Below are 13,696 nucleotides of genomic sequence, written 5' to 3' on the forward strand. Positions count from 1 at the left end.
AGCTGCTAGGTTAGCCTACCCTTACAGATTTCGGGAGGTTGGTGTGCGTCACAAGATCCGAGCCGCGGCCGCGTTAGCGCTGGCAACGGGCCTTTTGGCAGGGTGCGGCTCGAACGCGCCAGGGGAGCGGGGAGGAGGCGCGTGGTCCTACACCGATGATCGCGGGACCGTCGTCAACGTCGACCACCGCCCCGAGCGGATCGTCGCGCAGGTCTCGGCGGCCGGTGCGCTGAACGACTTCGGCGTGCCGATCGCCGGCACGTTCGGCCCGCTGGTGCGCGACGACGGTTCCACCGAGCCGGAGGCGGGCAGCGTCGACCCGAGCAAGGTCACCGACGTCACCGGTGCCGGCTACGGCGAGGTGAACCTGGAGCGCGTGGCCTCGCTGAAGCCCGACCTGCTGGTCAGCGGCAAGTACGCGGAGTACCCCGGCCTGTGGCATCTGGTGCAGGACCAGGAGGACGCGGTCAAGAAGATCGTGCCGACCCTCGGCGTGCAGCAGTCCGGCATCGCGCTGCCCGAGGCGATCGGCAAGTACAAGGAGCTGGCCCGCGCGCTCGGCTCCGACGTCGACTCGGCGAAGGTGAAGGCCGACGAGGACGCGTTCGATGCCGCTTCCCAGCGCCTGCGCGACATCGGGGCGCGGATGCGCGCCGAGAACAAGACGATCCTGGCCGTCGGCGGCACCAAGGAGGAGTACTTCGTGGTGGTTCCCGAGCGGAACCCCGACCTCGACTACTACGTCAAGGAGCTCGGCCTGCCGATCACCACGCCGAAGAACCCCGACGTGACGGGCGGCGGCTACTTCGAGCGGCTGTCCTGGGAGAACGCCAACGCCTACCCGGGCGACATCATGCTGTGGGACGCCCGGTCGGCGTCGATGAAGCCGGAGCAGATGAAGGAGAACCCGGTCTTCGCCGCGCACCCCGCCGCCGCGGCGAACCGCTTCGCCGAGTGGGACGCGGTCGCGCCGATGAGCTACGCCAGCTACGCGAAGATCATGAACAAGCTGGCCGACCAGCTGGAAGCGAACCTGCGCTGACCTGGTTTCGGCGCGCAGCGAAAGGCTCCCCCGTCGGCGTCGGTCGGCAGGGGAGCTTTTGAGTTGACCGGTCTGCTCGCGGTCAGTTCTTGGGGGCGTTGTTAGGCTTGTCGTCGCCCTCGACGGCCGACGGCTTGGCCGCTTCTTCGTCGGCCTTCATGCCCCGCGCCTCGGCCTTGAGCACGCGCGCCGACTGGCCGAGCGAGCGGGCCATCTGGGGCAGCTTCGCCGAACCGAACAGCAGCACGACCGCGGCGAGCACGATCAGCCAGTGCCAGGCACTGAGCGAACCCATGAGTAACTCCTCGCTGTCCGACCACCTGGAATCGAGGTCAGGCGGCCTCCGGTTGCGCCGTGAGCAGTTTACCCACTTCCGGGTGGTGCCCATGCGTCGGCCGCCTTTCGAAACCGTGATCGACTTGCTCGTGGGCAGGACCGGTAGCCTCGGCCACGGCCGTCCGGCGGCGGCCAGGCTGCTCGACTGGGGTAAGGGAGAGGTCCGGTGACCGGTGGTGACCGAGCTGGTTTCGATCACGACGACCGCACGATGCCGATCGCTCGGGTGCGTCCGGGGCCCGCTCGGCGTCGATGGTGGGCCGGTGCTCGTGTCGCGGTCGCGCTGGTCTCGACCGCGGTGTTCGCGTTCAGCGGCTACCTGTGGATGACGTTCGGCCGTCTGCAGGGCGGCATGTCGACCAGCGATGTGACTGCGGGCGCGGGCGATGACGGCGCGGTGGACATCCTGCTGGTCGGGCTGGATGGTCGCACGGACGCGCAGGGCAACCCGCTGCCGGAGGAGATGCTGCGCGAGCTGCGGACCGGCGACAGCGGGTCCAGCCTGACAGACACGCTGATCCTGATGCACATCCCGCAGGACCGCTCTCGCGCGGTCGCCTACTCGCTGCCCCGCGATTCCTACGTCTCGATCCCGGACGGCTACGGCGAGCACAAGATCAACTCGGCGTACGGTCGGGGCAAGGCCGAGGCGCGCACCGCGCTGCAGGCCGAGGGCGTGACCGACCCCGCTGATCTGGAGCGCCGGTCCAACGACGCGGGCCGAAAGTTGTTGGTGCGCACCGTTGAACAGCTCACCGGGGTGAACGTCGACCACTACGCCGAGGTCAACCTGCTCGGCTTCTACCAGCTCACCCAGGCGATCGGCGGCGTCGAGGTGTGCCTGAACAACGCCGTGGACGACTCGTTCTCCGGTGCGCACTTCCCGGCCGGGCACCAGATGATCTCCGGCGGCGACGCGTTGGCCTTCGTCCGGCAGCGGCACGGCCTGCCGCGCGGCGACCTGGACCGGGTGCAGCGGCAGCAGGCGTTCATGGCCGGGCTGGCGCGGTCGATGCTGTCCACCGGAACCCTGACCAACCCGGCCAAGCTGAACCGCATGTTCGACTCGGTGCAGCAGTCGGTGGTGCTCGACCAGGGGCTGGACGTGCTCTCCTTCGCCGGGCAGCTGCAGGGCCTGGCCGGGGGCAACATCAGCTTCGACACGATCCCGGTCGAGGACCCCGAGTACGACACCCCGCACGACGGGATGGCGGTCAAGGTCAACCCGCGCAAGGTGCAGCTGATGATCCAGCGGGTCAACGAGGGGCTGCCCGCCGAACCGCCGCGGCCCGACGGCTTGGACACCAGCGTGGTGGACGTGGGCAACGGCGCGGGCGTCACGGGCCTGGCCTCCCGAGTCCAGGATGAGCTGAACTCCGAGGGCGTCCCGGTCGGAAACGTGGGCAACAGCGCAGAAACCGCCACCTCGCGCGTGCTGTTCACGCCCGGCAACGACGAGGCCGCTCGCTTCGTCGCCGAACACCTCGGCGGCCTGCCGACCGAAGCAGATCCGTCGCTGAGCGGCGGGCGCATCAGCGTCGTGCTCGGCCGCGACTACCAGGGGCCCGGTGCCCAGCACCTCGCCGCCGGGCCTCGCCTCCATCTCGACGGTCTCGCCCGGCAGGCGCCCGAATCGCCGAGCGACAACGCCATCACCGCCGACGGGATCCCCTGCGTGAACTGACCGAGGTCGGGGTTACAGAACTTCCAGAAGTTCCGATAGACCCGAAACCGAGACGAAACGCGCCGCGCGCGGGATGATCACCCACCACCCGGTCACTGCGAGATCGGGGTCACGGTGAGGTGATGATGCGCAAGGTGAAAGTGGCGCTGGCAGTGCTGGGAGCAGCACTGCTGGTGTTCCTGGTGCCGCCCCTGGCGGGCACCGGGCGGGACGACGCAGCGGGGGCCCAGATCCGCGGCATGCGGGTCATGGTGCCCAACACCCCCGGCGGTGGCTACGACATCACGGCGCGGACCGCGGTGAAGGCCATCGAGGACACCGGGCTGAACGGACCGACCGAGGTCTTCAACCTGCCCGGTGCCGGCGGCACGGTCGGATTGGGCCGGCTGGTCAACGAAGCGGGCAACGGCGCGCTGGTGATGTCGATGGGCCTGGGCGTGGTGGGTTCGGTGTACACCAACCACTCGCCGGCGTCATTGCAGGACACCACGCCGATCGCGAAGCTGACCGAAGAATCCGACGTCATCGTGGTGGCCAAGGGCTCGCCGTACCGCAACATCGGTGAGCTGCTCGAGGCCTGGAAGGCCGATCCGGGCGCGGTCCCGGTGGGCGGCGGTTCGTCCCCGGGCGGCCCGGACCACCTGGCGCCGATGCTGACCGCGCGGGCGATCGGCCTGCCGGCCAAGGACGTCAACTACGTGCCCTTCGACGGTGGCGGCGAGCTGATGGCCTCGGTGCTGGGCAGCAAGGTCGCCTTCGGCGTGTCCGGGATCGGTGAGACCCGCGACCAGATCGCCGCGGGCGAGCTGCGGGCGCTGGCGGTGACCAGTCCCGAGCGCGTGCCGGGCATCGACGCGCCGACCCTGCGGGAGTCCGGGGTGAACGTCAGCTTCACCAACTGGCGCGGCGTCGTTGCGCCACCGGGCATCACCGACAAGGAACGCGACCGGCTGATCGGATTGTTCTCGAGGCTGCACGACTCCGAGCAGTGGCGCGAAGCGATGCGGCTCAACGGTTGGGCGGACGCGTTCCAGACCGGTGACCAGTTCGGCGGCTTCCTGAAGGCGGAGAACGACCGGGTGGCATCGGTGCTCAAGGAACTGGGGGCCGCATGAGTTCCACTGTGGACACCAAGGGTGCGGAGGCCGGACCGCCGCGTCAGAGCTGGTGGAAATCGCACTCCGAGCTGGGTCTGTGCGCCCTGCTGCTCGTGGTCGGCGTGCTGGTGCTGGTCGATGCGATCAACATCCCCACCGACTTCGCGCAGCGCGGCCCGGTGGGGCCGAAGGCGGTGCCGGTCGTGGTCGGCACGCTGCTCCTGCTGGTCGCGCTCCTGCTGGTCCGCGACGTGCTGCGCGGCGGCCGCGGCGAGGCCGAAGGTGGCGAGGACGTCGACCTGGACGCGCCGACCGACTGGCGCACGCTGCTGATGCTGTCCGGGTTCTTCCTGCTCAACGCCGCGTTGGTCAACGTGATCGGCTTCCCGGCGTCGTCGGCGATCCTGTTCTGGGGTGCGGCCTACTCGCTGGGCAGCCGCAACTTCGTGCGCGATCCGCTGATCGCCGCGGGCATCGCGGTGGTGACCTGGTTCGCGTTCAACAACCTGCTCGGCGTCCCGTTGCCCGGCGGCCCGCTGATGGGGGTGCTGTAACCGATGGACCTGTCCAACCTCCTGGCCGGATTCGGCACCGCGCTGACCCCAGAACACCTGCTGTTCGCCGCGATCGGCGTGCTGCTCGGCACCGCCGTGGGCGTGCTGCCGGGCATCGGCCCGGCGATGGCGGTGGCGCTGCTGCTGCCGGTGACCTACGCGCTCGACCCCACCGGTGCGTTCATCATGTTCGCCGGCATCTACTTCGGTGGCATGTTCGGCGGCTCGACCACCTCGATCCTGCTCAACACCCCGGGTGAGAGCGCGGCGGTGGTGGTGGCCATCGAAGGCAACAAGATGGCCAAGAACGGACGAGGGGCGCAAGCCCTGGCAGCGGCGGCGATCGGCCACTTCATCGGCGGTCTGATCGGCCTGATCCTGCTGGTGCTGCTGGCACCAGTCATCGCCAGCTACGCGGTGAACATCGGTGCCCCGGACTACTTCGCGTTCATGGTGCTGGCCTTCGCTGCGACCGCAACCGTGTTGGGCAGTTCGCGGATCCGCGGGTTCGCCTCGCTGCTGATCGGCCTGACCATCGGACTGGTCGGCCTGGACCAGATGAGCGGCCAGGCCCGGTTGACGTTCGGCTCGCTGCAGCTGGCAGACGGCATCGACGTGGTGATCGTGGCGGTCGGTCTGTTCGCCGTTGGCGAATCGCTGTGGGTCGCCGCGCACCTGCGCCACACCCAGGACAAGCCGATCCCGGTCGGCCGCCCCTGGCTGGGCAAGGCGGACCTGCGGCGCGCGTGGAAGCCGTGGCTGCGCGGACCGCTGATCGGGTTCCCGTTCGGCGCGATCCCCGCCGGCGGCGCGGACATGACGACGTTCCTTTCCTACACGATGGAGAAGCGGCTCACCCGCAACAACGGCGAGTGGGGCAAGGGCGCGATCGAGGGTGTCGCCGGACCGGAAGCGACCTCGACGTCCACCGCGGCGGGCACGATGGTCACCATGCTCACCCTGGGCCTGCCGACGACCTCGGTGGCCGCGGTGATGCTGGCGGCGTTCCAGCAGTACGGCATCCAGCCCGGACCGCTGCTGTTCCAGCGCGAGACGGACCTGGTGTGGACGCTGATCGCGAGCATGTTCGTGGGCCTGGCGCTGCTGCTGGTCATCAACCTGCCGATGGCCCCGGTGTGGGCGAAGCTGCTGCAGGTCCCGCGCCCGTACCTGTACGCGGGAATCCTGTTCTTCGCCAGCATCGGTGCCTACGCGGTCGGCGGCGAAGCGCTGGACCTGGTGTTGCTGTTCATCATCGGTGCGATCGGCTTCGCGATGCGCCGCTACGGCCTACCGGTCCTGCCGGCCATCGTCGGTGTCATCCTCGGCCCGGCCGCGGAACTGCAGATGCGCCGAGCACTGCAGATCAGCGACGGATCCCTGACGGGCCTGGTGAACTCGCCGATGGCGGTCACGATCTACGTGATCATCGCGCTCCTGCTGACCTGGCCCCTGTGGAGCAAGCTCATCCAACGCTCGAAGCGCGACGCGGACGAGAGCGTCGACGCCTGACGGCGTAGCCCGAGGTGTGGTTGCGGTTCGCCGCAACCACACCTCGGGCGTTCCTGGTCAGCCCAGCGCCGTGCGGAGGGCGGCTGTGGTGGCTTTCGGGTTGTCGACGTTCATCAGGTGGCCGGCGTCGGGGATTTCCCGGTAGGTCGAGCGGGGGAGGGCTTCGAGGAGGATGTCGGCCGCTTTGCGGGGGCAGAGCGCGTCGTTGGCCGCGCCGATCACCGTCACCGGGCACTTGATCGCCGCCAGGTCGGGTGTCAGCGGGTTGTCGCGGAGCCCGGCCATCGCCGTTGCTGCGTTGGCGTAGCCGGTGCCGTCGCCGATCGTCGCGGCGCGGTCTGCGACCAGCTCGTCCAAGTCCACTGTGGAGTTCGAGATCATCGCCGCGGTGTCCTCGCGGAGCGAGTGCAGGGCTGCGGCGGGGTCCGTGGCAGCCTGCTCGGCGCGCTGCCGGAAGAAGTCCGCTGCTACCCGGTTCACCACCGACGACGTGCCGAGGACGACCGCGCCGGTGACCAGGTCGGGGCGTTCTGCTGCGGCGGCGAGGACCACGGTGCCGCCCATCGAGAAGCCCACGCACACCGCTGGCCCCGAGATCTCGGAGAGGAAGGCCAGCAGGTCGTCGCGCAGTTGCGCCGCGGTGCCGTCGGCGGTGCCGAGGGTGCTCGCGCCGTGGCCGCGCACGTCGTAGGCGTAGGTGCGGCGGTCGGTGAACTTTTCCTGCTGGCGCTGCCAGCTGCGGTGGTCCTGGCCCAGGCCGTGCACGAACACCACGGCTGGTCCCGAGCCGCCTGCGCTGTAGTGCGTCTGGATGCCGTTCAGCGTGGCCGTCGCGGTATGCAAGCTCGATCAACTCCCGGTGTCGGTTGCTGTGATCGATTCTGCGTTCCGCGACCGCTCCGGTCCAGTGCTCGGCCAGTTGCCGCCGCGTTCGGGAATGGTGATCAGCGGTGGTCGTGCATGAACGCCAGGACGATCTCGGCGATCTCGTCGGGCGTTTCGAAGACCATGCCGTGGCTGACGTCGACCTCGTGGACCTCCAATGCGGGCTGTTCGGCGACGAGCCGGGCGAGGTCGCGGCGAAGGCCGTCCTGCAATGCCTGCACCAGGTCGGTGAACTCAGGCGGGAATCCGGCGACCTGCGTGGCCAGGACTAGCAGGAACGGGCTGCTGAGCTTGCCGAACACCGGGAGCGCGTCGACGAATTCCGGGGCTTGGCGCAGCGATTCGAGCAGTTCCGGGCCTGGCCGCACCCACGTCCGGCCGTCGTGGATCTGCCAGCCGCGGCGGGTCAGCTCGATCCAGTGCTCGACGTCGAGCGCGGGCGGTGATCCGCGGAGCCGCGGAATCGATCAGGACGTCGTTCACCTGGTGTCTCCGGAGATCAGGTCAAGTCGCGCGCGGATCGACGTGGTGCGCACGCCGCCGTCCGGGTGGCGATCGAGTTTGCCGCGGCTGACCAGGTCGTGCACGCCCTGCCGGGTGATGCCCAGGATCGCCCCCGCGGTGGAGAAGGACACGCTGAAGGTGCTGCTCACCCGGCGCGGCTCTGGCCTCGGACCTGCAACGACGCGAGCAGCTTCGCGGTGGCCTGCTCGATCTCGTCGACCGCCTGTTCGAAGGCCTCGGCGTTGTGCGCGGCGGGCTGCCGGAAGCCGGAGATCTTGCGGACGTACTGCAACGCCGCCGCGCGGACGTCACCCTCGGTGACCTCGTCGGCGTAGGGCGGGCGAAGGGTCTTGATGCTGCGGCACATGGGCGCTTCCTGGGGTTTTCCGAGCTGGATGACCGGTGCGTGGGTCGCACGGCCATGCTAACGACGGCGTCCGGCAAACGTGGCCGGATGAAATCGCGGTGCACGTCCGACGTGGCGTGGGTGCGCACCGCGAATTTTCCACGGTTGCGGGGGGAGGAGCGGACGTTAGGCTGGCGGTCTGCGACTTGTGCGAGAGGACCCACCGCCATGTCAGCGACTTCGCTGCCGATCTGCGCGACCTGCGGCATGCAGTACTCCCAGCCGCGATCCGACTGCCCGATCTGCGAGGACGAACGCCAGTACGTGCCGTTGGACGGCCAGCAGTGGACCGACCTGGAGGCCGTGCGGGCGGGGGAGCACGCCGCGTTGATCCGCGAGCAGGGCGAGGTGCTGGGCATCGGCTGCGAGCCGCGGTTCGCCATCGGTCAGCGCGCGCTGCTGCTGCGCACGGAGGCCGGGAACTTCCTGTGGGATTGCGTGTCCTACTTGGACGACGAGATCATCAAGACCATCGGTGAACTCGGCGGCCTGGACGGGATCGCGATCAGCCACCCGCACTACTACACCACGATGGTCGAGTGGGCCCACGTCTTCGACGTGCCGGTGCACCTGCACGCCGGCGACCAGCAGTGGATCGGTCGCCCCGACCCGGCGATCCAGCTGTGGGAGGGCGCCACCAAGCAGCTCGCGCCGGGGCTGACGCTGATCAACCTCGGCGTGCACTTCGCGGGCGGCACGGTGCTGCACTGGGACCGCGGCGACGGTGCGTTGTTCAGCGGCGACATCGTGCAGGTCATCCCGGACCGCACGCACGTGGCCTTCATGTACAGCTACCCGAATCTCATCCCCGAGCGGCCGAGCGTGGTTCGCCGGGCTGCGGGGATTCTGGAGCAGTACCGCTTCGAGGCGCTCTACGGTGCTTGGTGGGACGCGGTGATCCCGACCGGTGCGGATCAGATCGTTCAGCGCTCCGCCGCCCGCTACCTGCGCTTCGTCGGGGATGAGCAGTGATCACACGTCCACGGTGACGGTGCAGCGCCAGCCGTTGTCGTCGTGGATGAACGAGAATCCGTGCAGGGAGATCGCTTTCGGCGTCGCGCCGGTGAACTCCACCTGGTCGGTGTCCACTTCAGACAACGTGAGCGCGATGCCGGCTGGTGTGGTTCGGACGTCGACAGCCCGGGGGACGGTGCCTTCGGCGTCGAGCCGGTAGATGATCTCGTCCAGCACGGCGAGCAGCACCTGCTCATCCCCACCGTCCAGTTCGACAGTCGCGGTTCGAGCTGGGACTGCGGCGGAACTGTCGACGAAGGAATCCACCAGCGCGCGGGCAGCTTGCTCAAGGCACTCGTCTCGGGTGGTTCCCCACGCCTCGAACCGGATGTCGGCGGTGTGCGGCAGGAACCGGAACTCGCCGCTCACCCCTTCACCACGCCCAGCGGCACCAGCCGGGCCACCTTCCGGCACAGCCCGGCACCCTCGGCCACGGCCACCACCGCATCGACGTCCTTGTAGGCGGTCGGTGCTTCCTCGGCCAGGCCGCGCGCGGAACTCCCGCGCACCACGATGCCGTTGTGCTCCAGCTCCCGCCGCAGCTGCCGTGGATCGGTCGTGCGAACGGCCTGGTGACGGCTCTGCAAACGGCCGGCCCCGTGGCAGGTCGAGTGGAACGCATCGCCGCCGGAAACCCCGGCGAGCACGTAGGAAGCGGTGCCCATCGAGCCGGGGATGAGCACCGGTTGCCCGGCTTCTCGCAGACCCGGAGGGAGTTCCGCGTGGCCGGGCGGCAGCGCGCGGGTCGCGCCCTTGCGGTGCACGCACAGCGTCCGGCGGTGTCCGGCGACCTCGTGCGATTCGAGCTTTGCGAGGTTGTGCGAGATGTCGTAGACCAGGTCGAGACCGCGACCGGTCACCTCCCGCAGGACCTCGCCGGCGGCCACGCCGAGCACGTGCCGGTTCGCGCGGGCGTAGTTCGCCGCCGCGGCCATCGCGCCCAGGTAGGCCCGGCCCGCCGAGCAGTCGACGGGCGCGCACGCCAGCTGTCGGTCCGGCACCGTGAGCCCGCGATCGGCCATGGTCTCGTCCATCCGCCGCACGTGGTCGGTGCAGACCTGGTGGCCCAGCCCGCGCGAACCGCAGTGGATCATCACGCACACCTGGTCGGGGTGGAGGCCGAAAGCCCCGGCGATGCCCTCGTCGTAGATCTCGTCGACGGCCTGCACCTCCAGGAAGTGGTTGCCCGACCCGAGGCTGCCGACTTGGCCGAGCCCGCGGTCCTGCGCGCGGACACTGACCCGGCCGGGCTGGGCGTCGGAGACTGCCCCGCCGTCCTCGCAGCGATCCAGGTCTCGCTGCGTTCCCCAGCCCCGCTCGACCGCGTAGCGGGAGCCCTCTTCGAGCAACCGGTCGAGGCCGTCGCGGGACAGCTGCCACACGGCGCCTCGGCCCGCTCCGCGTGGAGTGGCCCGGCTGAGTCCGTTCATGACCTTCTCTGCCACGCGGTGGAACTCCGAGCGCTCCAGGTCGGCGGCCAGCAGCCGCACCCCGCACGAGATGTCGAACCCGACCCCGCCCGGCGAGACCACCCCGCCGGCCTCGACGTCGGTGGCGGCGACCCCGCCGATCGGGAAGCCGTAGCCCCAGTGCATGTCGGGCATCGCGTAGGAAGCTCCGACTATGCCCGGCAGGGCGGCCACGTTCACCACCTGGTCCAGCGAGCCGTCGCTCTTCGGCGGCAGCAGCTGTCTCGATGCGAACACCACACCGGGCACCCGCATCGGACCGTGCGGTTCGATCCGGAATCGGAAGGGCGTCTCCTCGACGAGCTCCACGCCCCTGCAGTACCCACCGCCGCCGTCCACGACACGCCGGTCCTGCAGCGAGCGGCGATCGTGCTGTGCGACCAGCGGCGTTCAGCCCGGCTCGCCGCGGCGCTTGCGGTGCGCGACCCATGCGAAGTCGACGGCGGCGATCACCGCCAGCACCACGAGCGCCCAGGCGAGCCAGGCCAGCTCGGGAACCGCCAGGAACACCAGCACCGCCGCGCCCGTGCAGAACACCAGCCCGAACCCGGCCAGCCACAACCGCAGGGTCAGCGCGCTGCGCGCGTAGGGCGCGCCGCCGACACCCGCCATCGGGTCGTGGTAGCCGGGCAGCCCTCGTTCGTAGTCCTCACGCCTGCGCTTCGGCATGCCCCTGGGCTACCCGCAGGGCGCGTGGTCACGCCCGTGCGTCAGTCCCGGACGATGTGCACGGCGTCGGGCCGGTCCATCCGGTAACCGACTCCGCGCACCGTGGTGATCAGGTCCAGGTCGGTGCCGATCTTGCTGCGGATGCGGCGGACGTGGACGTCCACGGTGCGGGTGCTCGGGGTGCTGTTGAACTGCCACACCGCGTTGAGCAGCGAGGCGCGCTGGTGCACCCGGACGGGGTTCTCGCGCAGGAACAGCAGCAGGTCGAACTCCAGTCGGGGCAGCTCCACGGCGGTGCCGTCGGCGCGGAAGATGCGCCGCGGTGCCACCAGGATTCGCGGCGCCGGCTCCACCGGGGCGGGGATCGATCGCAGCCGGGGTGCGTCCGATGCGGGCTGGAAATCCACTGTGGACCGGTGAGGGGTGCGCGCGCTGCACGAGCAGCGGTCCCGGTGCCATGACCGGATCAAAGCATCGCAACGACAACGACGTCAAAGCCGCTCAAAAGGTGGGACGAATCACCGCCGAAAACGGTGCCACCAGCGGGGTTTCGGGGCCACCGGAGCAGATTCGGGCTCGGTCTGCTGGGATGCCCGCTCACGGGCGGAGCGCCAGTCGGCCACCAGTTCGTCGACGTCGACCAAACCGATCGCCACCTGCGGGCCGGACGGCGCGCGCATGTACTCGACGATCCGCCGGTTGAGGTCGCCAGCGGCGTCGCGCACGGCCTGCTCGCTGGTCAGCTCGCGAACGGTGTCCGGCAGCCGCTCGACCTCCCTGCGCAGCTGCAGCGGAGTCGGCAGCAGCGCTTCGCCGGACAGCCCCTCGCGGCGGAGGTAGTCCTTGAGCCACCACTGCTCCTCGACCGGTGCGCCCGCGCCGGGCAGCGGCTTGCCCGCACCGGCCAGGTCGTCGAAGTCGCCGCGCTCCTGAGCCGTCCGGATCTGCCGGTCCACCCACGATTCGAACGTGGTGCCGGGTGGCTTCCGCTCGGTCATGGCCCGATTGTCCGCCACGCCGCGCCCGCGGTGCCACCCTCTAGTCGGCGCGTTCCAGGATGCCGCGGACGAACGCGGCCTGACCGGCGTGCTGGAGATCGTCGCCGATCACGCTCACCAGCCGCACGCCCAGCGTGACCGGCGGCTGCCACGCGGCGTCGACCACCTCGACCAGGTCGTCGTCGGTCAGGTTCCGCACGAACTCGAGGGTCTGCGCGTGCACCGCGTCGTAGTAGCCGGTGAGCAGCTTGCCGGAGTCGACGCGGACCGCCGCGACGTCGTCCGATTCGTGGCCGTAGCCGATGTCCTCGACGGCGAACGGCAGTCCGAAGCGCCCCGCCCAGCCCTGCGCGGTCCACACCTGCTCGACCTCGGCGACGTCGGAGACGTGGTCGTCCTGCACCCGGCTCAGGTGCCAGACCAGCCAGCCGATCGAGTTCGCCGCCGGGTCCAGGCGGGCCGCCAGCTGGTCCGGATCCAGTCCGGTGACGGCGTCGTGCACCACCTCCTGGATCCGGCCGAACGCATCGACGAGCACATCAGCGCTGGTCATCGGGTACGCCCCCTCGTTGCCGGGAAAACCGGTCGGCGCCACCGTACGACGGCCACTGGCGATCGGCAGGTGTTCAGGCGCGCAGCACGCCGAGTCCGGCCATGGCGCGGCTCCCCGCGGCCTGTTCCGCGGTGATCGGCGCGTCCGGCCGCCACGCGGAGGTGAACACCACTCCCGGATCGATCAGCTCGTACCCGGTGAACAGCGCCTCGACCTGCTCAGGGGTGCGCGGGTACAGCGGGTGGGTGCTGGACTTGTAGAGCTCGATGGCCCGCGAGGCGTCCCCTGGCCAGTAGTCCGTAGTGAGGCTGTGCGACAGGGCCAGGTAGCTGCCGGGGGCGCAGGCCTGCCGGTAGGCGGCGATGATGCCCTTCGGGTCGTCGGCGTCGGAGATGAACGGGAACACCGAGACCATCAGCACCGCCACCGGCCGGGACAGGTCCAGCAGGCGCGCCACGTCGGGGTGCTGCAGCACGAGGTCGGGGTGGCGCAGGTCGCCGCGGATGATGGCTGCCTGGTCGGTGCCGGCCAGCATCCGCTGGGACTGGGCCACGGCCACCGGCTCGTGGTCGACGTAGACCACCCGCGCGTCCGGGTGCGCTTTCTGAGCGATCTCGTGTACGTTGCCGACGGTCGGGATGCCGGACCCGAGGTCGAGGAACTGGTCGATGCCCACCTCGTCGACCAGGTACCGCACCACCCGCTGCAGGAACGCGCGGTTCTCCCGGGCGAAGGTGCGCGTCTCCGGCAGCATCGCCAGCACCGCGTCGGCGGCTTCGCGGTCCGCCTCGAAGTTGTGCACCCCGCCCAGGTAGTAGTCGTACATCCGCGCCGGGTTCGGTTTGGTGCGGTCAACCCCGGCCAGCGTCGCGAACAGCTCCGCCCCGGCCGGATCCTGCCCAGGATGTCCCCGCATAGTGCCTCCCCACACGTTGATCGTCCCGCAGGATGCCCGCCGGGCGCGGGGAAGGCA

Annotated in this window: 18 protein-coding genes; 6 read left to right on the forward strand and 12 right to left on the reverse strand. The window is 69.9% G+C overall.

All coding sequences use genetic code 11. The annotated features are described in order from the left end of the window. Positions 1-43 precede the first annotated feature (43 nt). The gene (locus tag ACWCO2_RS13000; RefSeq protein WP_450127935.1) at positions 44-1,042 is read left to right on the forward strand and encodes an ABC transporter substrate-binding protein; all 999 of its coding nucleotides are present in this window, start codon (positions 44-46) and stop codon (positions 1,040-1,042) included. 82 nt (positions 1,043-1,124) lie between these two features. Here ACWCO2_RS13000 and tatA read toward each other — a convergent pair whose 3' ends face one another. Next, positions 1,125-1,337, reverse strand: coding sequence for a Sec-independent protein translocase subunit TatA (tatA, locus tag ACWCO2_RS13005; RefSeq protein ID WP_450127936.1), 213 nt, complete (start codon positions 1,335-1,337; stop codon positions 1,125-1,127). 207 nt (positions 1,338-1,544) lie between these two features. On the opposite strand from tatA, the gene ACWCO2_RS13010 reads away from it, so the two are divergent. The 4 genes from ACWCO2_RS13010 (at position 1,545) to ACWCO2_RS13025 (ending at position 6,225) form a co-directional block, all read left to right on the forward strand. Beyond that, complete coding sequence (locus ACWCO2_RS13010) at positions 1,545-3,062, forward strand: LCP family protein (protein ID WP_450127937.1); 1,518 nt, start codon at positions 1,545-1,547, stop codon at positions 3,060-3,062. A gap of 125 nt (positions 3,063-3,187) precedes the next feature. Beyond that, a complete protein-coding gene (locus tag ACWCO2_RS13015; protein WP_450127998.1) occupies positions 3,188-4,177 on the forward strand; it encodes a Bug family tripartite tricarboxylate transporter substrate binding protein in 990 nt (329 codons plus the stop codon). After that, positions 4,174-4,713, forward strand: coding sequence for a tripartite tricarboxylate transporter TctB family protein (locus ACWCO2_RS13020; protein WP_450127938.1), 540 nt, complete (start codon positions 4,174-4,176; stop codon positions 4,711-4,713). The genes ACWCO2_RS13015 and ACWCO2_RS13020 overlap by 4 nt, the downstream gene beginning before the upstream one ends. Positions 4,714-4,716: 3 nt before the next feature. Continuing rightward, the gene (locus ACWCO2_RS13025) at positions 4,717-6,225 is read left to right on the forward strand and encodes a tripartite tricarboxylate transporter permease (protein WP_450127939.1); all 1,509 of its coding nucleotides are present in this window, start codon (positions 4,717-4,719) and stop codon (positions 6,223-6,225) included. A gap of 57 nt (positions 6,226-6,282) precedes the next feature. Here the strand turns inward: ACWCO2_RS13025 and ACWCO2_RS13030 are convergent, their stop codons facing one another. The 4 genes from ACWCO2_RS13030 to ACWCO2_RS13045 all read right to left on the reverse strand — a co-directional run bounded on the left by ACWCO2_RS13030 (position 6,283) and on the right by ACWCO2_RS13045 (position 7,981). Beyond that, entirely contained in the window at positions 6,283-7,068 is a 786-nt protein-coding gene (locus ACWCO2_RS13030; RefSeq protein ID WP_450127940.1) for an alpha/beta fold hydrolase, read from the reverse strand. A gap of 101 nt (positions 7,069-7,169) precedes the next feature. Further along, positions 7,170-7,478: a hypothetical protein gene (locus ACWCO2_RS13035; RefSeq protein WP_450127941.1), complete on the reverse strand. Its 309-nt coding sequence runs from the start codon at positions 7,476-7,478 to the stop codon at positions 7,170-7,172. Between the two features lie 111 nt (positions 7,479-7,589). Further along, complete coding sequence (locus tag ACWCO2_RS13040) at positions 7,590-7,763, reverse strand: hypothetical protein (protein WP_450127942.1); 174 nt, start codon at positions 7,761-7,763, stop codon at positions 7,590-7,592. Next, the gene (locus tag ACWCO2_RS13045; RefSeq protein ID WP_450127943.1) at positions 7,760-7,981 is read right to left on the reverse strand and encodes a DUF2277 domain-containing protein; all 222 of its coding nucleotides are present in this window, start codon (positions 7,979-7,981) and stop codon (positions 7,760-7,762) included. Before ACWCO2_RS13045 ends, ACWCO2_RS13040 begins: the two co-directional genes overlap by 4 nt. 207 nt (positions 7,982-8,188) lie before the next feature. On the opposite strand from ACWCO2_RS13045, the gene ACWCO2_RS13050 reads away from it, so the two are divergent. After that, positions 8,189-8,992 carry an MBL fold metallo-hydrolase gene (locus ACWCO2_RS13050; RefSeq protein WP_450127944.1) on the forward strand — a complete coding sequence of 268 codons (804 nt, stop codon included), beginning with the start codon at positions 8,189-8,191 and terminating at the stop codon, positions 8,990-8,992. On the opposite strand, the gene ACWCO2_RS13055 is transcribed toward ACWCO2_RS13050, so the two are convergent. The 7 genes from ACWCO2_RS13055 to ACWCO2_RS13085 all read right to left on the reverse strand — a co-directional run bounded on the left by ACWCO2_RS13055 (position 8,993) and on the right by ACWCO2_RS13085 (position 13,639). After that, positions 8,993-9,403, reverse strand: coding sequence for an archease (locus tag ACWCO2_RS13055; protein ID WP_450127945.1), 411 nt, complete (start codon positions 9,401-9,403; stop codon positions 8,993-8,995). Next, the gene (locus ACWCO2_RS13060; protein WP_450127946.1) at positions 9,400-10,812 is read right to left on the reverse strand and encodes an RtcB family protein; all 1,413 of its coding nucleotides are present in this window, start codon (positions 10,810-10,812) and stop codon (positions 9,400-9,402) included. The genes ACWCO2_RS13055 and ACWCO2_RS13060 overlap by 4 nt, the downstream gene beginning before the upstream one ends. A gap of 81 nt (positions 10,813-10,893) precedes the next feature. Continuing rightward, a complete protein-coding gene (locus tag ACWCO2_RS13065; RefSeq protein WP_450127947.1) occupies positions 10,894-11,172 on the reverse strand; it encodes a DUF6343 family protein in 279 nt (92 codons plus the stop codon). Positions 11,173-11,213: 41 nt separating this feature from the next. Beyond that, positions 11,214-11,525: a winged helix-turn-helix domain-containing protein gene (locus tag ACWCO2_RS13070; protein ID WP_450127948.1), complete on the reverse strand. Its 312-nt coding sequence runs from the start codon at positions 11,523-11,525 to the stop codon at positions 11,214-11,216. 165 nt (positions 11,526-11,690) lie between these two features. After that, the gene (locus ACWCO2_RS13075) at positions 11,691-12,170 is read right to left on the reverse strand and encodes a DnaJ family domain-containing protein (protein ID WP_450127949.1); all 480 of its coding nucleotides are present in this window, start codon (positions 12,168-12,170) and stop codon (positions 11,691-11,693) included. A 40-nt stretch (positions 12,171-12,210) separates the two neighbouring features. After that, positions 12,211-12,723, reverse strand: a complete 513-nt coding sequence (locus tag ACWCO2_RS13080) for a mycothiol transferase (RefSeq protein ID WP_450127950.1) — start codon at positions 12,721-12,723, stop codon at positions 12,211-12,213. A gap of 73 nt (positions 12,724-12,796) precedes the next feature. Next, complete coding sequence (locus ACWCO2_RS13085) at positions 12,797-13,639, reverse strand: SAM-dependent methyltransferase (protein ID WP_450127951.1); 843 nt, start codon at positions 13,637-13,639, stop codon at positions 12,797-12,799. Positions 13,640-13,696 lie beyond the last annotated feature (57 nt).

This window comes from Saccharopolyspora sp. NPDC002376 (genome assembly GCF_053593195.1).

Excerpts from the sequence above, each read along its gene's own strand:
- tatA (WP_450127936.1), bottom strand. The coding sequence starts at position 1,337 with ATGGGTTCGCTCAGTGCCTGGCACTGGCTGATCGTGCTCGCCGCGGTC.
- ACWCO2_RS13015 (WP_450127998.1), top strand. The coding sequence starts at position 3,188 with ATGCGCAAGGTGAAAGTGGCGCTGGCAGTGCTGGGAGCAGCACTGCTG.
- ACWCO2_RS13020 (WP_450127938.1), top strand. The coding sequence starts at position 4,174 with ATGAGTTCCACTGTGGACACCAAGGGTGCGGAGGCCGGACCGCCGCGT.
- ACWCO2_RS13025 (WP_450127939.1), top strand. The coding sequence starts at position 4,717 with ATGGACCTGTCCAACCTCCTGGCCGGATTCGGCACCGCGCTGACCCCA.
- ACWCO2_RS13045 (WP_450127943.1), bottom strand. The coding sequence starts at position 7,981 with ATGTGCCGCAGCATCAAGACCCTTCGCCCGCCCTACGCCGACGAGGTC.
- ACWCO2_RS13050 (WP_450127944.1), top strand. The coding sequence starts at position 8,189 with ATGTCAGCGACTTCGCTGCCGATCTGCGCGACCTGCGGCATGCAGTAC.
- ACWCO2_RS13065 (WP_450127947.1), bottom strand. The coding sequence starts at position 11,172 with ATGCCGAAGCGCAGGCGTGAGGACTACGAACGAGGGCTGCCCGGCTAC.
- ACWCO2_RS13075 (WP_450127949.1), bottom strand. The coding sequence starts at position 12,170 with ATGACCGAGCGGAAGCCACCCGGCACCACGTTCGAATCGTGGGTGGAC.
- ACWCO2_RS13080 (WP_450127950.1), bottom strand. The coding sequence starts at position 12,723 with ATGACCAGCGCTGATGTGCTCGTCGATGCGTTCGGCCGGATCCAGGAG.
- ACWCO2_RS13085 (WP_450127951.1), bottom strand. The coding sequence starts at position 13,639 with ATGCGGGGACATCCTGGGCAGGATCCGGCCGGGGCGGAGCTGTTCGCG.